At 67.0% G+C, this 22,407-nt stretch carries 16 protein-coding genes; 11 read left to right on the top strand and 5 right to left on the bottom strand.

The features are described 5' to 3' along the window. Window positions 1–99 precede the first annotated feature (99 nt). Window positions 100–927, top strand: a complete 828-nt coding sequence (locus FVF75_RS08575; protein WP_148377559.1) for a class I SAM-dependent methyltransferase — start codon at window positions 100–102, stop codon at window positions 925–927. On the opposite strand, the gene FVF75_RS08580 is transcribed toward FVF75_RS08575, so the two are convergent. From FVF75_RS08580 to FVF75_RS08595, 4 genes are read right to left on the bottom strand one after another with little or no spacing between them, the layout of a single operon-like run. Beyond that, entirely contained in the window at window positions 924–2,717 is a 1,794-nt protein-coding gene (locus FVF75_RS08580; RefSeq protein ID WP_148377560.1) for a glycosyltransferase family 2 protein, read from the bottom strand. The genes FVF75_RS08575 and FVF75_RS08580 overlap by 4 nt on opposite strands. After that, window positions 2,717–3,868, bottom strand: coding sequence for a UDP-galactopyranose/dTDP-fucopyranose mutase family protein (locus FVF75_RS08585; RefSeq protein ID WP_148377561.1), 1,152 nt, complete (start codon window positions 3,866–3,868; stop codon window positions 2,717–2,719). The genes FVF75_RS08580 and FVF75_RS08585 overlap by 1 nt, the downstream gene beginning before the upstream one ends. Window positions 3,869–3,904: 36 nt before the next feature. Beyond that, window positions 3,905–5,287, bottom strand: coding sequence for an aminotransferase class I/II-fold pyridoxal phosphate-dependent enzyme (locus FVF75_RS08590; RefSeq protein WP_246138039.1), 1,383 nt, complete (start codon window positions 5,285–5,287; stop codon window positions 3,905–3,907). Further along, window positions 5,284–12,720: a type I polyketide synthase gene (locus FVF75_RS08595; protein WP_148377562.1), complete on the bottom strand. Its 7,437-nt coding sequence runs from the start codon at window positions 12,718–12,720 to the stop codon at window positions 5,284–5,286. Before FVF75_RS08595 ends, FVF75_RS08590 begins: the two co-directional genes overlap by 4 nt. A gap of 288 nt (window positions 12,721–13,008) precedes the next feature. Between FVF75_RS08595 and FVF75_RS08600 the strand changes: the two genes are divergently transcribed. From FVF75_RS08600 to FVF75_RS08620, 5 genes are all read left to right on the top strand, one after another. Continuing rightward, window positions 13,009–13,800, top strand: a complete 792-nt coding sequence (locus tag FVF75_RS08600; protein WP_148377563.1) for an ABC transporter permease — start codon at window positions 13,009–13,011, stop codon at window positions 13,798–13,800. Then, a complete protein-coding gene (locus FVF75_RS08605; RefSeq protein WP_148377564.1) occupies window positions 13,797–14,471 on the top strand; it encodes an ABC transporter ATP-binding protein in 675 nt (224 codons plus the stop codon). Before FVF75_RS08600 ends, FVF75_RS08605 begins: the two co-directional genes overlap by 4 nt. 87 nt (window positions 14,472–14,558) lie before the next feature. Further along, on the top strand, window positions 14,559–15,776 hold the full coding sequence (locus FVF75_RS08610; protein ID WP_148377565.1) for a KpsE/RkpR family capsule polysaccharide export protein: 1,218 nt from the start codon (window positions 14,559–14,561) through the stop codon (window positions 15,774–15,776). A gap of 139 nt (window positions 15,777–15,915) precedes the next feature. Next, entirely contained in the window at window positions 15,916–17,052 is a 1,137-nt protein-coding gene (locus FVF75_RS08615) for a polysaccharide biosynthesis/export family protein (RefSeq protein WP_166127035.1), read from the top strand. 734 nt (window positions 17,053–17,786) lie between these two features. Beyond that, on the top strand, window positions 17,787–19,112 hold the full coding sequence (locus FVF75_RS08620; protein ID WP_148377567.1) for a tyrosine-type recombinase/integrase: 1,326 nt from the start codon (window positions 17,787–17,789) through the stop codon (window positions 19,110–19,112). On the opposite strand, the gene FVF75_RS08625 is transcribed toward FVF75_RS08620, so the two are convergent. Continuing rightward, on the bottom strand, window positions 19,109–19,528 hold the full coding sequence (locus FVF75_RS08625; protein ID WP_148377568.1) for an Arc family DNA-binding protein: 420 nt from the start codon (window positions 19,526–19,528) through the stop codon (window positions 19,109–19,111). The two genes, FVF75_RS08620 and FVF75_RS08625, sit on opposite strands and share 4 nt — an antisense overlap. Before the next feature lie 103 nt (window positions 19,529–19,631). Between FVF75_RS08625 and FVF75_RS08630 the strand changes: the two genes are divergently transcribed. The 5 genes from FVF75_RS08630 (at window position 19,632) to FVF75_RS08650 (ending at window position 22,100) form a co-directional block, all read left to right on the top strand. Beyond that, window positions 19,632–19,802: a hypothetical protein gene (locus tag FVF75_RS08630; protein WP_246138040.1), complete on the top strand. Its 171-nt coding sequence runs from the start codon at window positions 19,632–19,634 to the stop codon at window positions 19,800–19,802. 5 nt (window positions 19,803–19,807) lie between these two features. Next, complete coding sequence (locus tag FVF75_RS08635; RefSeq protein ID WP_222861209.1) at window positions 19,808–20,026, top strand: helix-turn-helix transcriptional regulator; 219 nt, start codon at window positions 19,808–19,810, stop codon at window positions 20,024–20,026. A 98-nt stretch (window positions 20,027–20,124) separates the two neighbouring features. After that, window positions 20,125–20,445, top strand: coding sequence for a hypothetical protein (locus FVF75_RS08640; protein ID WP_148377571.1), 321 nt, complete (start codon window positions 20,125–20,127; stop codon window positions 20,443–20,445). Between the two features lie 3 nt (window positions 20,446–20,448). Then, entirely contained in the window at window positions 20,449–21,540 is a 1,092-nt protein-coding gene (locus FVF75_RS17720) for a hypothetical protein (RefSeq protein WP_246138041.1), read from the top strand. Continuing rightward, window positions 21,537–22,100 carry a globin family protein gene (locus tag FVF75_RS08650; RefSeq protein WP_148377572.1) on the top strand — a complete coding sequence of 188 codons (564 nt, stop codon included), beginning with the start codon at window positions 21,537–21,539 and terminating at the stop codon, window positions 22,098–22,100. Before FVF75_RS17720 ends, FVF75_RS08650 begins: the two co-directional genes overlap by 4 nt. The last annotated feature ends 307 nt before the right edge of the window (window positions 22,101–22,407 follow it).

Here is a 22,407-nt window from a genome sequence, read left to right on the forward strand (position 1 = left end):
CTCTGAACGGGGAGTTTTGGGTGTCGCCCCGCCCGGCTTGGCGCTAGATTGCACGCGATCCGCGACGAGTCAACGAAGCCCCCGAGACAGGAACACCCCATGACCGCACCCTCCCGCCCGGGGCCGATGAAAGCACTCGGCGATCTCGCCTTTCGCGTGGTCGATTTCATCGCCTACGAATTCGTCTACCTGGTCTCGCCGGTGCGCAAGAACACCTTTTTCAACGGCGGCTTCATGCCGCTCGCCGATGACATGGTCGCGGTGCCGGAACTGGCGGGCGAAGAGACCAACGTGATGGCCTATCACCTTGTGGCCGCGACCGCGCTTGCGGGCACCGGCCTTGCGCCCAGGCGCATCCTCGACGTGGGCTGCGGCATGGGCGGCGGCATGCTCTACATGGCGCGGCTGTTTCCGGGGGCCGAGGTTGTCGGGGTCGACCGCTCCGCCGCCGCCCTGCGCCGGGGGCGCAAGCTGTTGGAGGGCGAGCCGGGGATGCAGCTGATCCGCAGCGCCGGGCCGGGGCTGAACTTTGCGCCGGACAGTTTCGACCTGGTGGTCGGGGTGGAATCGCCCACCGTCTATGGCGCCGAGCGGTTTCTGACCGACGCGATGAAGGTGACGCGCCCGGGCGGCATCATCTCGATCAAGTCGGGCTATGGCGAGGGCGACCATGCCGAGATCAAGGCCCGCCTGGCCCGCGTCGCCGGTGAGGTCGGGCTTGAAATGCTGCTCTACGAGGATGTCACGCCGGGCTGCATCGACGCGCTCAACGCCGATATCCCGCGCCGCGAAGAGATGCTGAAACGGGTGCCCTGGCCGTTCTCGATCTATGGCCGGCGCTGGGCCGACATGCCCGGCACCAAGCAGTATGAGGAATACACCTCCGGCAAGCGCGCCGACTACATCGCGGCCTTTCGCAAGCCTTAATCCAGGTCGCGCCCGCGCGGGATCGCGAACTGTTTCTGCCATGCCCCGGCGTCGGTCAGCGCGGCAAAGCCGGTGCGCCAACGCCGGACCGCGCCGCGGCGGCGCACCAGATAGCCCAGCATGGTCCAGCCCACCCGGAGCGTATTGCCCCAGAGCCGCAGGCGCGACGGCCTGAACACCGCATAGCGGCTGTGGCCGATGTCGAGCGGCATGGCATAGCCGCGCCCGCCCACCAGCGCCGGGTGATTGGGACCGATCCGAAACAGGATCGGACGCGCCCGCACCGGGGTCAGGCTGATGCGGGCATAGGTGGCGGCAAAGCCGCGCACGGTGTCACCGATATCGTATTTCAGGAATGACACGCTGCTGGCAGCGGGCTGGTAGGTTGCCGGGTCGATGTCCTCGACGACCTCGGGCGCGGGCAGCCGGGCGATCGCGGCCATCAGCCGATGATGGCGCGTCTCGCTGTCGGTGGCGGCCAGCGCCTCCGGCCCGGCGAGATAGTCGCGCACCGCCATCGCGATCACCGGCGCGGCGGCGTAGCGGTGCAGCAGCATGTAGTTGAAGAACACGCCCAGCAGGTAGAGCGCATCCAGCGGCGCGGCGAACTGCGGATAGAGCGCCGCGTTCACCAGCCGGTTGCGCACATCGTAATAGGTCAGCCAGTCGCTAAGCTTGAAGCCGAAACTTTCATGCCAGACCGCAACCCCCGGCAAGGGCACCGTGGGCACCCCGTGGGCAGTGGCGCGGCAGCCGTATTCGACATCGTCGCCACGGATGAAATAGGGCGCGGGCAGGCCGATCCCGCGGATCGTCGCGGCGGGGACCATGCACCACCACCAGCCGTTGTAGTGGATCGTTCCCGGCGCGTCGAAGAGCGCAAGCCCTTCGGTTTTCGACAAGTCGACATCCTTGCCAATGCTCATTCCGCGCCACCCTGCATCCATCACCCCGGCCACCTCATAGACCCGCACGGGATCAAAGATGTCGAGCATCTGACCGCCGATGGACAGGGGGTGGCGGGCGTAGGCGGCAAAGCGGATGGCGCGGGCGATGACGCGGGCGTCGATCACGATATCGTCGTCCATCAACAGGTGATGGGTGGCCAGGTCGTCGGCCATCGCGGCCTCGAACATCGTGCGCGCAAAGCCGCCGCAGCCGCCCAGGTTGGCCTGTTCGATCACCTCGGCCCCGACCGCTTCGATCTGGGTGGCAAGTGCCGGGTCGGTGAAGGACGGCCCCTGGTTCACCACCCGAACGGCGCAAATCTCCGGCGTTTCGGCGCGCGCCTTGGCCAGGGCAGCCATGGTCCCGGCCAGGTAGGCTTCGCGCCGGAAGGTGCAGATGCCGATCGACAGGCGGATGTCGTTGGCCGGGGCGATGTCGGTGACATAGGCAAGTCGCGCGATCCGGCAGGCGGTTGCGGCCTCGACCTCGACGACAAGCCTGCAAATGTCAGCCCTTTCGGTCAGGTCGGCAGTTCCAAGCGCGTCGAGCCAGAACACGCCGCCCGCCGCGCCCTCGCCCAGCACATGCCGTGCGCCCGCCGCGGCGATCCCGATCACCCTGACCCCGGCCTGCCCCTCGGCCTCGATCAGCACCCCGAGCCGCCCGACCCGGGCATGCTCACGCCACGGGCCTAGGTAGAAGCTGTTGAAATAGCTGTCGGTCGACAGCACCCCGCCCGCCGCCAGGTCGAACCCGCCCGAGGCCAGGTAAAGCACCTCGGGCCGCCCCGGCATCGGCGTCAGCCCCTCCTGCAGGACGTGATAATCGGCCCCGGCACGCATCAGTTCAGCGGATCGTGCGCGAAAACCGGCGCCGGTTGGCCCTGCTGCCAGGCCGCGTGCAGCGCCTCGGCGGTGTCGAGGGCGCGCCCGATGGTCACGTCCATGTCGAGATAGGCGTAGGTGCCCAGCCGTCCCAGGAACGTAACGCCCTTCGTCGCCCGCGCCCGCGCGACATAGCGCGCCAGCAGCGCCTTGTCGTCGGCCAGCCGCAGCGGATAGAATGGAATGTCCCCCGGCCCGCAGTCATCGCTGAATTCACGAAACGCAACCGACCGGGCAAACTCGGCCTGCTCCCACGGCGCGAAATACTTGTGCTCCGCGATCCGGGTATGCGCCACCTCGGCGTCGCAATAGTTCATCACCGCAGTGCCCTGAATGTCGCCCTCGGCCCGGATCGGCTCGAACCGCAACGTCCGGTAGGCCAGCCGCCCCTCGGCATGGTCGAAATAGCGGTCCAGCGGCCCGGTCCAGAGCACATGGTCGAAATCGCCGGGCATATCCTCGGCCCGTGTGCCCAACTGCAGCGCAATGCGCGGATGATCGAGGATCGCGTCCACCATGGCGCTGTAGCCGTCGCGCGGGATGCCCTGGTGGCGGTGAAAGAAATAGTTGTCGTCATAGGTGAAGCGCAGCGGCAAACGCTTGAGGATCGAGGCCGGAAGCCGCGACGGCTCTACCCCCCATTGCTTTCGCGTGTAGCCCTCGAAGAAAGCGCGGTAGAGGTCTTCGCCCACCAGCTTGAGGCCCTGCTCCTCGAAATTCGACGCGGTCCCGATGTCGTCGCGGGCCAGGGCCTCGACATGGGCGCGCGCCTCGGCCGGGGAAAAGCTGGCGCGCAAGAACTGGTTGATCGTGTGCAGGTTGATCGGCAGCGTATAGACCTCGCCGCCCACCACCGCCTTGACGCGGTTGACGTAGGGCATCATCTCGGCGAACCGCGCGACATAGTCCCAGACCCGCCTGTCGTCGGTGTGAAAGATGTGCGGCCCGTAGACATGCACCATCACGCCGGTCTCGGGATCGCGCGCGGTGTGGCAGTTTCCTGCGACGTGGTCGCGCTCATCGACGATGGTAACGTCATGGCCAAGCTCGGCCAGCGCCCGGCCCGCGACCGCGCCCGAGAACCCCGCGCCCGCGACGAGCAGCCTCATCGCCGCGCCCCTATGCCGGATCCGCGTGCCACAGGCTCAGGTCGCATCCTTGATCAGCGCCATCATTTCCGGTGTCAGCTTCATCCCGAAGCCGTCGCGGTCAAGCTGGTCGATCTCGTCGCGCGTGGCTGCCACGGCGCCGTCGATCTGGGCGGCGTTGTGCTCGGAGGTGATGAAGAACCGCAACCGCGCGGCATTCATCGGGACCGCCGGGAACAGGATCGGCAACACGTTGTAGCCGCGCGCCAACAGCCGCTCGCTGAGTTTCGCCGCCTTGATCGAATCCCCGATCAGGACCGGGACGACCGCGCCCCCGATGCTTTCGCCGGTGTCCAGCCCGGCGGCGCGGGCGCGCTCCAGGAACCGGGCGCCGTTGGCCTGAAGGCGCTGGCAACGCTCGGGCTCGGCCTCCATGATTTCAAGCGCGCTCAGCGCAGTCGCGGCCAGAACCGGCGGCAACCCGACCGAAAAGACGAAGCCCGGCGCGCTGGCCTTGAGGACGTCGATCAGGGCCGCCGAGCCCGCGACATAGCCGCCGGTCGCGCCCAGGGTTTTCGACAGCGTGCCCATCCAGATATCGACCTCGGTCGCATCCGCCCCGAACTGCTCGGCGAGCCCGCCGCCGGTCGGACCCACGGTGCCGAGCGCATGCGCCTCGTCGACCAGCAGCCAGAACCCGAACCGGGCGCGCAACTCCAGAAGGCGCGGCAGGTCCGGCAGGTCGCCGTCCATCGAATAAAGCCCCTCGACCGCGACAAGGATGTTGCGGTAGCGCCGCGCGTTCTCGACCAGAAGCCGCTCCAGCGCGTCGAGGTCGTTATGGGCGAAACTCCTGCGGCTGGCCCCGGACAACTGCGCGCCCACAAGGATCGAGTTGTGGATCAGGCTGTCGGTCAACACGAGGTCCTTGGCCGTCAGCAGGGTGCCCAGCGTCGAGACATTGGTGGCATGGCCGCTGACGAAGACGATGGCGTCCTCGGTGCCGTAGTGCCGTGCCAGCGCGGCCTCGAGCGCGCCGTGAACCGGACGCTCTCCGGCCACCAGGCGGCTGGCGCCTGCCGATACGCCAAAGCGGTCGATGGCGTCATGCGCGGCCTTGCGCACCCGCGCGTCCTGCCCCAGCCCGAGATAGTCGTAGGTGGCGAAATTGACCGCCGCCCGCCCGTCGATGCGGGTTTCCACGCTGGCCGGGCCGTCGTGCGAGCGAAAGAACGGGTTGGCGATGCCCATCGCTTCGCTGACCACGCGCATCACGTTGACCTGCTTGCGGTCGTCAAGCGCCTCGAACCCGGGCTGGCTGCGCCGCGCCGCCGGTGTCGGTGCGCGTGCCGCCGCCGGCCCAGCCCCGGTCTTGCGCCGCATGAGGTCTATGGCCTTCTGGCGCGCGGCCTCGCCGGAATGGTGGTGCGGCCCGCTCACGAGCTTGCTCCGGCCACCTGCGGCGCGTCCTCAGTCTCGCCCGCCCTGTTCTCGCCAAGGTGCTGGGCGGCCATGTTGGCGGCCACCCGGGTCATGTCGCCGTTGTCGCCGCCATGCAGGTGGCCGACGATCTTGCGCGCGATGTCGCGGATCGACAATTCGTCCGAGATCGCCATCATCGGCACGTCATCGCCCAGCACGCGCTGCGCGGCCAGCCCAAGCTCGACCCCCATCAGCGAATCCATCCCGAAGTCGGACACCGCGCGGGTGGCCGACAGCGAGTTTTCCGGCACCCGCAGGATGCGCGCGATCTCGGTGGTCAGGAACCCCGCCAGCCGGGCCTCGGCCTTGTCGACCGGCAGCGCCATCAGGGTGGCGCGCAGGTCTTCGAAATCGCCCGCCTCGCCCGAGGTGCGGCCAAGGGCGGCCAGCTTGGCATAGGTCGGCCCCTTGAGCAGCGGCAGCGCCGCCAGCATCCCCGACCAGCCCATCGGCGAGATCGTGACCACCGCCGGCAGATCCTCACCTGCCCCGGCCCGCGCCAGCAGGCGTTCCAGCGCATGCAGCGCCTGCCCGGCGGTAAAGCTCGCGTTGCCGGTGATCTTGCGGATCATCCGCGCCTTGTCGTCCTCGCGGGTCAGATAGCCCGCGTCGGTGATCGGCCCCCAGCCCACCGCCAGCCCCGGCAGGCCCTGCGCGCGGCGCGACGCCATCACAGCCTCGACATAGGCGTTGGCGGCGACATAGGCGCCCTGCCCGTGGTTGCCGATCAGCGTGGCGATCGACGAAAAGCCGACGAAATGATCCAGCCGGTCGGCCCGGGTCGCGGCGTCGAGGTTGTCGATCCCGGCGATCTTGGCGGGCAGCGTGCGCATCAGCCCCTCGGCGGTCAGCTCCTTGATCGGCCTGTCATCGAGCACCATCGCGGAATGGATCACGCCCTTGATCGGGGCGACCTTGCGCAGCCCCGCCAGCATCGCGCCGGTCGCGGTGGCATCGGCCACGTCGCAGGCCACCGCTCTCACCTCGGCGCCCTGCGCAACCATCTGCGCGATGCGCGCGGCGGCGGCGGTATCGGGCTTGCCGCTGCGTCCGGTCAGTGCCACCCGGCGCACGCCCGCGCCGACCAGCCATTCGGCCAGGGCCAGCCCCAGCCCGCCCAGCCCGCCGATGACCACCTGCCAGCCCTCGGGATCGGGCCGGAACACCGGGTTGGCGCTGGCGGCGAGCGCGGCCGAAGGTGCCTCGGGCGCGACCACGATTTTGCCCAGGTGGGCCGAGCGCTGCATCACCCGAAACGCCTCGACCACTTCGCCAGCGCCAAACAGGCGATAGGGCAGCGGGCGATAGCTGCCGTCGCGGAATTTCGCGATCATCTCGGCGAACAGGCCGCGCGCATGGTCGGGCCTGAGCGCCAGAAGCTGGTCCACGTCGATGCCGAAATAGCTGACGTTTTCCTTGAGCGGGCGCAGCCCGATGCCGGTGTTGGCATAGAAATCCTGCTTGCCCAGCTCCAGAAACCGCCCGAACGGCTTCAGCAGGCCCAGGCTCAACTCCATCGCCTCGCCGGCCAGCGAGTTCAGCACCATGTCGACCCCGGCCCCGCCGGTGATCGCGCGCACCTCGTCGCCGAAGGCCAGGCTGCGCGACGACAGCACATGCTCGACCCCCAGCGCGTGCAACGTGTCCTGCTTCACGGCGCTGCCGGCGGTGGCGATCACCCGGGCGCCCGCGGCCTGCGCGATCTGGATCGCCGCCAGCCCCACGCCGCCCGCGCCGCCGTGGATCAGCACGGTATCCCCGGCACCGATCCGGCCCAGATCGACCATCGCGTAATAGGCGGTGAAGAAGGCCACCGGAATGGTGGCGGCGGCGGCAAGGTCGATGCCCTCGGGCATCCGGCCGACCCAGTCGCGGTGCATCACCATGTGCGAGGCAAAACAGCCCGGACCGAAGGTCACCACCGGATCGCCCGGCGCAAGGTCGGTGACGTTGCCGCCGACCCGCGCCACCCGACCGGCGCATTCGATGCCCAGCACCGCCCCGGCAAAGCCGGTTTCCAGCGCCTCCTCCGGCAGCAGCCCCTGCGCCCACATCACGTCGCGGTAGTTGAGACCCGTCGCCGCGATCTCGACCTCGACCTCATCCGGCCCCGGTGCGTCGCGGCTTGCTTGCCGCCAGTCCAGATCGTCGAGCGTGCCGGCGGCATCGGACACCAGCCGCGTGCCGCCCGAGACCGGCCGTTCCCCGTTGCCGGACACCGTGCCCAATCCCTGGCGCACCCTCAGGGCCGACAGCGCGTCCGACCCCAGCACCGCCTCGGTCTCGACCCCGGGGGTCGGGGCAAGCTGCAACAGGCGCGTGGCCGCTTCGGCTTCGTCAAAGCCGTCAACCCGGTCGAAGCTGCGCAGATCGAGTGCCGGGTACTCGTTGCGCGCGGTGCGCAGGAAGGCCCAGATCGCGGCCTGAACCGGATCGGCGACGCCGTCGGCATGGGCCGCACCGCGCGGCAGGAAAACCCAGACCGGTCGCGCCGCGCCCGCCCAGCCGTCAAGACGGTCGCGCAATGCCTCGATCCGCATGCGAACCGCGCGCGTGGCATTGCCCGCGCCCGGCAGCGGCAGATGACAGATCACCGGCTGGCGCTCGTCCGCCGTTTCGGGCGGGTCGAACACCACGAGATCGCCCGCCTCGGCCGGATCGGCGGCATAGCCCGCCTCGGTCAGAACCTCGGCAAATCCGCCCTCCGGCACCTCAGTCAGCGCCGGTCGCCCGGCGGCTTTCGGTCGGGTCGACGCCACCGCGACGGCGGCTCCGCCATAGCCCTCGGGCAGCGCCACCACCCGGGCCGCGCCCGGCCAGGCGTCCGACAACAGCCGGTCGAGTTCGTCGGCCCCGCGCTCGGCCCCCACCGGAAAATCCGGCCCGGCAGAGCGGTCGAACCAGCGCCCGCCGATGCCCCAGACCATTTCGCGGAAACTGGACGGCGTGGGCTCCATCACGACCAGCGCGCCGCCCGGCGCCAGGGCCGCATCAAGCGCGGCCAGCGTGTCCGGATCGTCGCTGAACTCGCGGAAACTGCCGCTGGCGATCACCAGGTCGAAACCGGCGTGTTTCTCCAGGTCCGCCGCACTCGCGGTCAACTCGGTCAGGGGCCGTGCGATGGCCTGATCGGCGGGGCCAAGCCCCGCGTCGGCGTCATCGCGGGCGGGAACGATACGATAGAGCGCCATCGCGCGATCCGGCAGCGCCGCGTCCAGCGCGCGCAGCGCCGGCACCGGCCCGGTGGTCAGCTCGGCCACCCGCAGCGCCCGCGGCGCGGCGCAAGCATTGATCAACGCCACGAGCGCGCCGTTCAACAGCCCCGCCCGCCGCGTGGCAAAGGGCGATCCCTCGCGCACATTGTCGAGCGCGGCGCGGCCCAGAAGTTCGCCCGCGTCCCAGGTGACCGCTTCGTCGCGCAGCCAGTCGCCAAGACGGCGGCGCAGCGTCGCCAGCAGCCCGTATTCGGCGCCGAGGTCGGGCCGGTCGGTGATCAGCGCCTCGAGCAGTTCCTCCGCCTCGGGCAGATCGCAGCTTTCCGCCAGATACCAGCCGGTGTCGGTCGGCGTGGCCAGGTCCATCACCGCCAGGTTTTCGCACAGCGCGGTGACATAGGTGGCGCGCTCGGCATCGGTCTCGGACGGCAGGGTGACCTGGCCATCGTCGCCGCGAAGCCCAGCCAGGGTGTCATAGGCGATGCGCTGCGCGATGGCCTCGACCAGCAGGAATGTCTCGTCGCCGGCCTCGTCCGTGTCGGCCCGCGCCAGGATGTCGGCCACCGCCTCTTCGGGATCGACCGCAAGGCCGGGGTCGCGCGCGCCGGGCAGCATGGTGGCCGGTTCCAGCCGCGTGACGTAGGCGTGATGGCCGAAATCCACCGGCTTGACCAGCCGGACCGCGCGAAAGCGCACCCCTTCGAGATGCGCGACCAGCGCGCCCGCCTCGTCGAACACCTGGAAATCGGCCAGGATCGAACGCGCGCCGACCCGGCGCACCGTCACCCGCCCCGCCCGCAGGCGCGCGCCTTGCGCAAACAACCGCATCCGCCCGACATGCACCGGCACGAACCCCAGACGCTCGGCGGCGTGGTCGGTCGTGACCAGCCGCGCGATCAGCCCGTGAAACACGGCGTCGAGCGCGATCGGGTCGATCGCGAAGGCGCCAAGCTCGGGCCGGTCCTCGAACGGGCTGGGGCTGAGCACCACCTCGGTATGGTCGGCATCGGGGCTGCGCAGATGCGAAACGCGCTGGAACGCCGGGCCGTAATTCAGCCCGACCTGCCGGGCTACGGCATAGAGCGCCGCCCCGTTTTGGTCTTCCGCGCCGCAGCCCGTGTCGGGCGCGACCGCCTCGGGCGCTTCGGAGGCGAGCTTGCCGATCCGGCCGCTGACGTGATCGCGCCAGGCCGCACCCTCGGTCATGGCGCGGCTGGCCACGCGCACCCGGCGGGCGGCCACGTCGATCTCGGTCTTCATCTCGGTCACGCTGCCCTCGATCAGCGGCAGCGGCGCGGTGATGTCGAAATCGCGCAGTTCGACCCGCTCTGTCCCAAGGCTGCGCTGGGCAGCCCCCAGGGCGGCATCGAGAAACACCGCACCCGGCACCACCGCGGTATCGCCAACCACATGCTGGGCCAGTTCCGGCACCGCGCGCGGCTCAAGGTCGACGGTCCAGATCGGGTCGCCGTCGATATGCTGCGACCCGAGCGAGGCGGCATAGTCGGGATTGGCCGAGAAATAGCGCAGGATGTCGGCGGTCTGATCGCGGCGATACTCGGTGTTCTGGAACGGGTATTTGGGCAGCGCCCGCGCCGCGCGCCGGGCCGCGACCGGGTCGGTCGCATCCACCACCCGGCAGCCTGCGACGATGGCCCGCAGCCATGCCGCGCGCATCGGGTCGCTCGCGGCGGTGTCGGATTTCGCAGCACTGTGGGCAATGCAGCAATCGGCGGCGGCCTCGCCAAGGCTTGCCTTGATGTAGGAGGCCAGCGCCGGTTGCGGCCCGATCTCGACGAAGGCCATGAAGCCCGCGGCCTGCGCCGTCTCGATGGCCGACAGGAAACGCACCGGCTGGCGCACGTTCGACCACCAGTATTCAAGGCCCAGCGTGGCCCCCGGCATTTCGCGCCCGGTGACGCTGGAAATGAACGGAATCCGCGTCGGCCCCGGTGACAGGAAGGAGAGCCGGTCGCGCAGATCGGCCTCGATCTCGTCCTGCACCGCGCTGTGATAGGGATATTCGACCTTGAGCCGCACCGCCGCCCAGCGCCGGGCGCGCTTGGCCCAGGGGATGAACTCGGCAATCGCGTCGGCGGGCCCGACCAGCGAAATCGAGCGCGGCGAGTTGACCGCCGCGATGTCGATGCCGGTCTCGCCAAGCTCGTCCAGCGCGGCCCGCGCCTCGTCCTCGGAGACCTGAAGCGCTGCCATGGTGCCGCGTCCGTGCAGCGCGATCTGCGAATAGGCCCGTTCATAGGTCAGGCGCACCGCCTGTTCGAGGTCCAGCGCCCCGGCACACCAGGCCGCCGCAACCTCGCCACCGGAATGGCCGATGGCCGCCGCCGGCACCAGCCCGCGCGCCTCGAGCGCCGTCGCGCTGGCAACCTGATCGGCGAACAGCAGCGGCTGGGCCACTTCGACCCGCGACAACTGGGCGGCCAGATCGTCCGCTTGCACCAGTTCCAGCAGCGACACACCGGACAGCGCCGCGAACAGCCGGTCGACCTCGGCATAGGTCGCGGCATAGACCGGGTCCGAGGCCAGCGCCGCCAGGCTCATCCCGGCAAACTGCGAGCCGTTGCCGGAAAAGGTGAAAACCGGCGGGGCGTCGGACAGGTGGGTCTCGGCGCTGGCAAAACCCGGGTTCTTGCGCCCGGCGCGGAAGTCCTTGAGCGCGGTCAGCATCGCCCCGGGATCGTCGGCGGCCACGGCCAGGCGCACCGGGTTGAGATCGCGCGCGCCCCGCGCCGCGTCGAGATAGGCGGCCCGCCCGGCATCGTCCATCGCGGGATCGGCCAGCCGCACCTCGTGCGCAGCGGCCAGATCGTCAAGCGCTTCGCGCGCAAAGGCCGAGGTAACGAGGATGCGCGCGCGCTCCATGTCGGGCGCGGGCAGCACCGGCGCCTGGGGTGCGGCCAGGATGGCATGCACGTTGGTGCCGCCAAAGCCGAAGGAACTGACCCCGGCATGGGCGCGCGCCGTGGTTTCAGGCAGCTTCACCGGCTCTTGCGCGAGCCGCAGGTTCAGCTCGCCGAACGGGATGTTCGGGTTCAGGGTATCTGCATGAAGAGAGGCCGGGAACACACCGGTTTCAAACGCCAAAAGCGCCTTGAGCACGCCCGCGACGCCGGACGCCGGCTCCAGGTGGCCGATGTTCGATTTGACCGAGCCGATCGGCAAGGGCGCGCTGCGTTTCTGGCCGATGGCGCGCCCCAGCGCCTCGGCCTCGACCGGGTCGCCGACGAAGGTGCCGGTGCCATGCGCCTCGACAAAGGCCAGCGATTCTGGATCGACCTCGGCGCGGGCATAGAGCGTGTCGAGCAGCACCCGCTGCCCCTCGGACGATGGCAGGGCGACGTTCACGGTGCGCCCGTCGGCATTGGTCTCGACATCGACCAGACTGGCATAGGACGGGTAGTCGCGCGGCGTATCCACCCGGTGCAGCACGAAGGCCACCGCCCCCTCGGCGCGAACATAGCCGTCGGCCCTGGCCGAAAACGGCTGGCACAGGCCGTTCGGCGACAGCATCCGCGCCGCCGAGAACCCGACGAACGGCACCGGGTCGAGCAGGACGTTGGAGCCGGCGACGATGGCCATGTCGATGCGGCCGGAATTGAGCGCCTTGAGGGCTTCGTTCAGCGCCACCAGCGACGACGAACAGGCGGTGTCGATGGTCATCGACGGGCCGCGCAGGTCGAACACGTGCGAGATCCGGTTGGAGACCAGCGACAGCGTGTTGCCGGTCATCATGTAGGCGTCGGTCACCCGCGCATCCATGCCCAGCCGCCGCGAATAGTCGAGCGCCGAGGCCCCGACATAGACCCCGACATCGGTGCCCGAGACCGCCGAGGGCGGCAGGCCGGCGTCCTCCAGCGCCTCCCGGACAACCTGGAGTAGAAGTCGCTGCTGCGGGTCCATCTGACCGGCCTCGCGCGGCGAAATACCGAACACCTGCGGATCGAACCCGAACAGATCGTCGACCACGCCGGCCGCGAAGGTATAGGCCTTGCCCGCGATCCCGGGTTCGGGATTGAGATAGCGCGCCGTCCCCCAGCGATCGCTCGGAATCCAGCCGACCGCGCATTCTCCATCATTGAGAAGGCGCGCGAACGCCTCCACGTCGCGCCCACCGGGCAGCCGGCAACTGCGGCCACGGAACAGAATTTCTGCCACCAAACAACCTCTGAACTGGTTGCGCCGGGACCATTCCGCCCCGCCTGAATAAACATTTCGCGCGATCAGGCCGGACGGACCAATCGCCACAATCCTTAGCGTCCCTGTCGGGCAAATGCCATAGCACCAGACGCGAATGATTGCGATTCCAGATCGGGTTCAGACGTTTGACGGCACCGATCCGCCTGCCCCGCGGTCGCCGCACGCGCGGCATTGTATTCGTCGCCAACGCGGCCTAGGGTCACGCCGCCATTGACCGGGACACATGGACGGGCGAGACGGGAACTGATGACGCAGGCCGTTCGGGACTATTACTCTGCGAGCGTTGCGTTCGGGCGCGTGATCGTCGCGCTGGTCCTGCGCGAGGCACGGGTGCGCTATGGCCGTTCGCGGCTGGGCTATTTCTGGGCGGTGGTCGAGCCGGCGATCATGATCGCCTTTCTTACCGTGGTGTTCACCGCCTTTCGCAATACCCAACCTGCCGCCGGTGGCAGTTTCGCGATCTTTTTCGCAACGGGCGTGCTTCCATTCCAGATGTTTCGCACATCTTCCACGCGAATCAGCTCGGCGCTCGAGGCCAACCGACCGCTCTTCAACTACCCCCTGGTGCGTCAGCTCGACACCGTCTTTGCCCGCGCGGTGCTCGAGGTTTCGACCCATATCGTGGTGATGATCCTGGTCTTCACGTTCCAGTATTTCTTCTTTCACGCCAGCCCGCCCGCCGACATCGGCATGATCCTGATCGCCATCGGGCTGCTGGCGGCGCTGGCGCTCGGAATCGGGATGATCATCGCGGTCATCACCCAGGTCATCCCGTCGATCACCGAATTCTATGCGGTGATCATGGGGGCGTCGTTTTTCCTGTCGGCGGTGATCTACCCGCTGTCGGTCGTGCCGAGCTACTACCGGGAATTCCTGCTCTGGAACCCGCTCGTGCATGGTATCGAGGCATTTCGCGCCGGCTTCTTCGCGGGGTATCGTGCCGACGACATGGACCTGAGCTATCTCGGGCTGTTCGCGTTGTCCGCTGTGGCGATCGGGATGATCGCCGATCGCATCGTGACGAAGGACGAAACATGAGGGACACGAACCTGCGCAGTGGCGTCGAACTCAGGGATGTTTCCAAGTCCTACAAGCTCAAGACCGGCGAGGTGAAGCCGATCATCAACGGGCTGACCACGACAGTGCCGTGGAAGAACATCGGCCTGGTCGGCCGCAACGGCGCCGGCAAGTCGACGTTTCTCAGGCTGTTGGCCGGCATCATCCAGCCCGACGAGGGCGAGATTCGGCGCAATGCCTCGATCTCCTTCCCGCTGGGTTTTCGCGGCAGCTTTCACCGCGACCTCAGCGGCATCGAGAACGTCCGTTTCGTGTCGCGGATCTATGGTCAGAACACCGAGTATATCGTTGATTACGTGCGCGAATTCTCGGAGCTTGGCGGCTTTCTGAATGAACCCTACAAGACCTACTCCTCGGGCATGGGGGCGCGGCTGGCTTTCGGGTTGAGCCTGGCGATGGATTTCGACATCTACCTGATCGACGAAATCATGTCGGTGGGCGACAAGAACTTCCAGGAGAAATCCAGCGCGGCCTTTCACGAGCGGATGAAGACGGCCTGTCTCTACATGGTGTCGCACTCGATGGAGGTGCTCGAGGAATATTGCGAGGCGGGGATCATGCTGGAGAACGGGGTGCTGACCTATTTCGACGATGTGTCCGACGCCGTCGCCGCCTACAATGACCTGTTCTAGGCGCAGCATGGCCGCAACATTCCGATTTCCATATCGTTTCATTGCCCTATCGGCTAAAATCGCAGCAACCTGCACCCAAGGGACCGCATGAAAGACACGCCAGAAACCACGGAGACCAAGGCCGAAAAGCCGCAAGTCGTCCAGAAGGTGATCGAACTGCCCAAGCGCCCGGCCAGCACCAAGGCCAAGCCGCGCTATTGGCTCAGGGCGTCGTTTTTCCTTGTGGTGCTGCTGCCGATCGTCCTGTCGGCGTTCTATTTCGCCTTTGTTGCGTCGGACCGCTACGCGGTCGAGATCAAGTTCGCCGTGCGCTCGCCCTCGGGTGATCCCAGTGGGACCGACCTGTCGGGTTTGATGGGGGGGATGTCATCGGGCGGGATCACCACCGTCGACAGCTACATGGTCACCGATTTCCTGGCGTCGCGCGACCTGATCGACAAGCTCGAGCAGCGCATCGACCTGCGGCAGATGTTCGACCGCGAAGGCATCGACTTTTTCTCGCGTTTCAGCCGCGACAGGCCCAAGGAGGAATTCCTCAAGTATCTGGAATGGCGGATCAATCCGTATTTCGACAATTCCTCGCAGATCATCACGGTCGAAGTTCAGGCATTTTCCCCCGAAGACGCGAAGCTGCTGGCCAGCCAGGTGCTGGCGCTGTCGGGCGAGCTGATCAACGAGGTCTCGGAACGCGCGCGTCTCGACACCGTGCGCAGCGCCGAGGAAGAGGTGCGCCGCAACGAGATGCTTCTGCGCGACCATCGCGCCAAGATGGCCCAGTTCCGCGAGGACGGCCAGGACGTGGACCCGACCCGCTCGGTCGAAGCGCAGCAGCAGCTTCTTGGCCGGCTGGAAGGCGAGTTGTCGGAAAAGCAGACCCAGCTTGCCACCCTGCTGGAGTTTCTCAACACCGAGGCGCCGCGGGTGAAGTTCCTCGACAGCGAGATCGCGGCGCTGGAGGAACAGGTGGCGCGGCAACGCGCGCGCCTTGGTGCCGGCGGTGCTCCCGGCCCCGGCGACGACGGCGGCGAAACCCTCAGCCAGCGGGTCAGCAACTACGAGGGGCTGGCAGTCGATCTCGAGTTCCTGCAACGCGCCTACGTGTCGTCGATGACCTCGCTCGAGGCCGCCCGGCTCGAAGCGGACCGGCAACAGCGCTACCTTGCGGCCTTCGTCCTGCCGTCGCTGCCGGAAAAGGCGATCTACCCGTATCGATTCCTCAACGTGGTCCTGATCGGGGTCGTTGCGTTCATGGCCTGGTCGATCACCGTGCTGTTCGGCGCGATCATCCGCGAACACCTGCCGTAACGCACAGATCCGCCGCACAGAATTGGCATCAAGACGTTAGACACGGCCTGCGATATTTGGTAGCGTCCTTCCCGAAGTCTGCCACATATAGGGCCATATCCGTATGCCTTCGCGCCTAGCCCGCAAGAACCGATTCGTATTGGGAATTTTTCTCGCGGTCGCAACGCTCGTTGCCGGTTGCAACAAGCTGCCGTCGGACGGCCCGCTGACCCGCGAGATCATCGAGGAAAGCGCCACCGGCGACTTTGTCCTGATCAGCATGACCGATGCGATCTCGCAGGCCTTGATGAGCGACGGTGAGCGCGGCTTCGGCCCGGTCGTCGCCCCCGCCTCGGCGGGGCTGCCGCAGAACCGGATCGCGGTCGGCGACGTGCTGGGGGTGCGCATCCTCGAGGCCGGCACCAACGGCCCCTTCGCCGGCGGCGGCGGGCTGGGACATGCCGATTTCCCCAAGGTGCTGGTCGAATCCGACGGCACCATCTCGCTGCCCTATGTCGGCACCATTCGCGCGCTCGGGCGCAAGCCGCGCGACATCGAACAGGACATCGTCGAGCGGCTGGCGGGGTCCGCGATCGAACCGCAGGCGGTGGTGGGCGTGGTCGAATCGGCCTCCAACATCGTGACCGTGGCGGGCGATGCCGGGCGGCCCGGCCCGCTGCCCCTGACCCTGCGCCCGACCCGTCTGGCCGAGGTCATCGCCGCGGCCGGCGGCAGCCGTTATCCGGCCTATGACACCCGCGTCACCCTGGTGCGCGACGGCCGACGCGGCAGCCTCAACCTGATGGAGGTGATGGAAAGCCCGTCGCACAACCCGCTGGTGCAGCGCGGCGACATGGTGGTGCTGGCGCATGAGCCGCGCAGTTTCACCATCAACGGCGCGGTCGGACGCGGCGGCGTGTTCCCGTTCGAGACCGCGCGCATGACCCTGCTCGACGCGCTCGGACGTGCCGGCGGGCTGTCGGACATGCGCGCCGACCCCAAGGGCGTCTTCGTGTTCAGGTTCGAGCCGGTGGCGAAACTCAAGCGCCTCGGTGTTCCCAACCTGGCCCGGTTCGAGAACGATCCGCGTGGCGTGCCCACCGTCTACATGATCGACATGCAACAGGTGCGCTCGCGCTTTTTCGCGCAAAGCTTCTACGTGCAGTCCGGCGATGCCATCTATGTCTCGAATTCCGAGACCGTGCAGACCCAGAAGCTCCTGACCCTGTTCGATCTTTCGATCGGCACCGGCGCGTCGCTGGTCGGGGCGGGTGCGGATATCGCGGGCGCGCTGTAGGCGCGCGCGCAGGGTCGCCGCGGGGATTCCGTCACGCCATCTCTCAGGGAAATCCCTGGTACCCGAGGCCGGACCCGAACCGGCACGCCTTGCGGCGGGGGATTTTGAATTCTCACGAAAGTATTATATATCTGATACTTATTAGTTTCAACTCCCACCAAATTCGATGGCTTCCCACCGTCGAGTGGAAGTCAGAAAGCACCTATGCATAGGACAAATTTACATGACACGGTGCGGCGGCGCACCGTCGCGAGGTCTCAGGCCCAGACAGGATAGATTACCCTCCGCCGCAAGAGGGCACCTCGATTATTGATCCCTTTCGGTCGCACATAGGGGACTGGTCGAGGCCGGTCATTGCGCGCCTCCCGCCATGGTCTCGCCCCGGAGCAGCGCACGGTTCCGTTCGGCCGCTGCGCGATCTTCTTGCCATCACCGGCGGCGCTCATAGCGCGTTTGAGAAGCTGCAAGACACCGCCAACAACCCGAAATCTCCTAACCCCCTCTGAAAGCTTCGCAAGCACAAGGAAAATCCTCATGCGACACAATAACTTAAGCTGGGGAAGTGGCAGCCCGTAGGTCGCTGGAACGGGTGTCTTTACCTTATGCCTCACGTTGCGATCTGTTCGCTTTTTCAATGGCTTAATGAGAACATGTGGTTTCCACTTGTTCCCGCCTGTCGCGCAAAATGACATTTCTTATGGTATGCGGGATGGTTGGCCGGGAAAGGGCGTTCAATGCCGAAGCAAGCGAAAGAGATGGGAGCGCTCGAAGTCAAGCGTGCTGCACACCCCGGCGATCACGAAAACAACGTCTGGATCGCCGCCGGGGGCGTCTCTGGGCTGCTTCTGCAGATCACACCTGGCGGGGCCAAAAGCTGGATCCTGCGCACCGTCATTGCAGGCAAGCGGCGGGTGATCGGCCTCGGGCCCTATCCGGGGGTTGGGCTCGCCGATGCCCGGAACGCAGCCCGCGAGATGAAAACCCAGATCATGGATGGCCGTGACCCGGTGGCCGAACGGGAAGCCCGCAAGGCCGAGCTGGCCGCAGCCGCGCGCCGCTCGCTGACGCTGCGCGAAGCCGTCGAGCGGTTCCTGGCGATCAAGGGCAAGGAGTTCAGCAGCGACAAGCACCGCGCCGCGTGGGGCCGCGAGGTCGATCGACTGGTCGGTGCCACCCTCGGCAACCTGCAAGTCGATTCCATCGACATGCGCGACGTGCTCGCCGCCCTTGAGCCGCACTGGCACGTCCGCACCGACACCGCCAAGCGGGTGCGCCAGCGCCTTGAGCGCGTGTTTGATTGGGCGACCGTCGCCGGCCACCGGTCAGGCGAGAACCCTGCACGGTGGAAAGGCGCCCTCGCCGAGCTGCTCCCGTCGCCCTCGAAGGTCGCGAAGTCGCAGAACTGGCCAGCGCTCGCCCAGACCGACGCCGCGAGATGGTGGGCTGATCTGCGCAAGCGGGAAGGCAACGCCAGCCGCGCCTTGGAGTTCGCTGCGCTGACGTGGGCTCGATCCGGGGACGTGCGCGGCGCGCGCTGGGACGAGATCGACGCCCATCGCGGCCTGTGGATCATCCCGGCCGACCGCATGAAGGCTGGCCGCGAGCACCGCGTCCCGCTCTCGGCGCCCGCCATCGCGGTCATTGAGGGGTTGACCCGACTTGCGGACAACCCGCTGATTTTTCCGGCCCTACGAGGCGGCATGCTCTCGGACGCGGCCCTCGGCGCAGCGATGAGGCGCATCCACGAGGCCAAGGTCAGGCGTGATGTGAAGGCCGGCATCGCGGAGGACAAGGCCGGATATCGAGACGCACGCACCGGGCGGGCCGCTGTGCCGCATGGTCTCCGGTCGACCGCGCGTGACTGGGCTGTCGAACGCGGGATCGACCACACGATGGCGGAAATCGCCCTGGCGCACGTGGTTGGTTCGGAGGTCGAGCGGGCCTATCGGCGAAGCGACATGCTCGACCAGCGGCGCGCCATGATGGACGCGTGGGCCGCCTTCCTCGATGGGCGCGAGGTCGCCGGCGGGAACGTGGTTGATCTCAAAACCGCACGCTAGCCGTCGCCATCATCTGCTTCAGCTTTCCGGCGGCGCTCTGCATCGTATTCGACAATATCGACTATCTCCGAGACTAGGCGCATCAGCCGTTCGCGTGAAACCTTGTCCCGTGCGAAGTCCGGATCGATGTAGTAACCAACCAATGCGGCGGTCAGTTCTTCACCATACGATGTACCGCGCCGCTCCGCCTGATCCCTAATCGCAGCCCTGTAGGCATCCGGAATTTGCTCCTCCGGTGGAACCCAACGCCACCCAGCCTGTCGACGTTCCATTTGCCTAAAGTGGTTCTCAAGAGCGGCCACGATTTCCGCGTTCATCGACCGCCCGTGCGCGGCCGCCGAGTGCTTGATCCGCTCTCTCATGCCCTCCGGCGGGCGGATTACGATCTGCCCGAGTTCGGCCTTTTCGCTTTTCATCACGGTTCCTCTGAATCGACACTCGCATTCTGTGACTATTTTGCGTTGACACAATACTCACATTAAGTGAGTATAGTCGCAATGTGTGACTATGGAGGACCAGATGAAGAAAATCCAAATCGGCATCCGCTTTCCCGAGGACGTAAAGCGGTTCATCGACCAAGAGGCTGCGCGCAACTGTTCCAGTGCAAATTCGGAAGTAATCCGCGCGATCCGGGAGCGGATGGATCGGATCGGCGAGCGCAGCGACGCCGATGAAAGGGCATCGGCATGACGGTAATGAACCACCCCCCCGCGATCAACATCCCGCCGGCGCGTCGGTTCGTGACGGACGTGGAAATCGGCGAAATCTTCGGCTGCCACCGCACCTGGGTCTGGCGAATGCTCAAGCGATCCGACTTTCCGAGGCCGTTGAAACTGAGCCCCGGCGTCACGCGCTGGCGGGCCGAGGATATCGAGGCCTGGATTGCAGAAAAGGAAAAGGAGACCGCGAAATGATGGGCCCAGAAACGAGCCGGACCGCTGGGGCGGCCACCCCAAACGGTCCAGAGGCCGCAATTCCCGTGAAAAAGAAGCTCAGCCATGGGGAAGATAGCATGAACGATTGTTCCCGCACAATCCCGGACCAACGACTCGACAGAATGATCGCGGCCCGGCCTCCCAGCCTCATAGGCACGCTCTACCGGGCGCGCAGATTCCTGTGTGAGGCGATGGCGGCGACGCCCATGGACGACGACACGCTGGTCGACCCCCTGCTGGTGATTGAGGACCAGATACTCGCGGCCCGACCAACGACGCTGGCCGACGCCTACCGGCGGCTCTTGGCCCTTGTGCCAGACTTGGCCTCCGACCTTGACGCCCCGCACCTTGCCGAACTCCGCGCGGAGATCGAGGCGGAAATCGGCGGGAAGGTATAATGCATGGCGAGGAGCGAAAAGACCGATCGCGCAGCCCGAACCTTCGAATGGCTGCGCAGCCTGCAAACCGCTATCGGGGTTGAGCTTGCCCGCAAACTGGACAAGGGGGATGGGCGCACCTTGCGCCCTCTCGACCTCTGTGTGGCCATGTCGCTGACTGGATGGTTCGACGCTGACCTCAAGTGCTTCCGATCACAGGTGGCAATCGCCGAGGATGTGGGCTGCTCGGAGAAGAGCGCTGCCGCCTCGGTTGCCCGCCTTCTGGACGCCGGGTTCCTCCTTGTCCCGCCGGTGAAGAAGACCAAGAAGGGCGGATTTAGCGGCCGGCCAGCGACGACATATCGCGCAACTATCCCCGCCGAAGATGGGATTTCCGAGGACGAAGTTTCCGGAAGCACGGTTCGGGAAAGTTTCGATAACGCGCCGGTGATTTCCGGAAGCACGGTTCCGGTGATTTCCGGAAGCACGGTTCCGACCAACCCCTTGAGAGAACCCTTGGAGAGAACCCCTGTAAAGAACACCCCCCCTACCCCCCGCAATGCGGGGGGCGCGGACGTGCCGGATCGGGGAGATGGAAGGGCTGAGGAGGGGGAGCAGGTGAGCGAGGTCGTCCTTTTCCCCAGCAGGCAACCGGTGGCCAGCGTCTTAACGGCTCAGACCGATCTTCCGAAGATGCCTAGTCGCAGGCCACCCACCAACCTCGCCGGCGAGCTCTGCCCCGGGTGCGACACTCTGGACGACGAAGCGGAGGTATTCTGGAACGAATACCCGAACCCGGAAGCTTGGGGAGCCGTTTGCAGGGCATGGCGGGGCGCGCGACGCATGGCGACCTTCGAGCAGATCATGGAAGGTCTCGATGCCTACATTCGCCGCACCGATAATTCACGCGATCGGGGTTTTCGGGCTGCTCCAGCCAATTGGCTCAAGGACAGGCGATGGGTTGATCCGGAGCGCACTGAACGTAGGGGCGTTGAGACAACCAGCGAACGCATGAACCGCCTCGGCTTGGCGGGTCCAAACGAATGCGGTGAGATCGACGGGCCGCGCAAAGCACCGGCAATCATCTTCGAAGACCTGCAGGGGGGCGGCCGATGAACGTGATCACCACCAACGCCCGGCAGGCAGTAATTTTCGGCTGGCTCTGGAATCCGGAAGGGGTGCTGCACCGGTACCGCGTGCCTGATCACCTCGGCGACGATGCGATCCGAGCCGAGGTCGGCGATCTGGTCCGGGATTTGGACGACACGCTGCCCGGCGGCCTCGATGCCGATGCCCTCGACGTCTACCTCGAAGGCACTTGGCGCGCCCTGCGACGGTCGTGGGCGGGCCTGTGTTGGCCGCCGGCGAAGGTCCTGATCGAAGCCGCCCATGATGCCGCACACGCCCACGGGGCCGGTTACCGCGAGGAGGTGGCGCTGAGAGGGCTGACTGAGTTCTACGCCGCCCACGGCCGCCCGCTGGCCGGTGTTGCGACACCTGCACGAACCGCGGAGATGATCCGCCGGGGCATCGTGACCGCCCGCGAGGCCCGACACGCCGGTTTCCCGCTCACCCCGCAGGACGACGCCGAGGCGCGACGCCAGCCGCCCTGTCAAAGCGAAATCGAGACGGCGATCAGGTGTCGGGCGCGGCTGCGAGGCCTGGGGGCAAGCTGAATGGCCCAAGCCTCAAAACAGCAACCGGCACCGGTCGCACTCGTTCGGGTTCACCCGCGCGGCTTCGACGTCGCGGCGATGACCAGGCTGTCGGAAGTCGGAAAACTGAAAACCCTCGAGGCGTTTCGGGAGGTTGGCGCAGCGGCGCTGGATGCGCCTTGCCCCGTCCAGCGGGCCGTCGGGCTCTTGATCACCGAGGCGGTGAAGCAAGATCGTCTTGGTGACCTGACGGCCGCGCTCGGCCTTAATGTGCGCGGCCGCCCCGCGGCGACCGACGACCTCAACCTGTCACGCCGCAACGCTTATC

This window comes from Maritimibacter fusiformis (assembly GCF_008086115.1).
Classification (GTDB): domain Bacteria; phylum Pseudomonadota; class Alphaproteobacteria; order Rhodobacterales; family Rhodobacteraceae; genus Muriiphilus; species Muriiphilus fusiformis.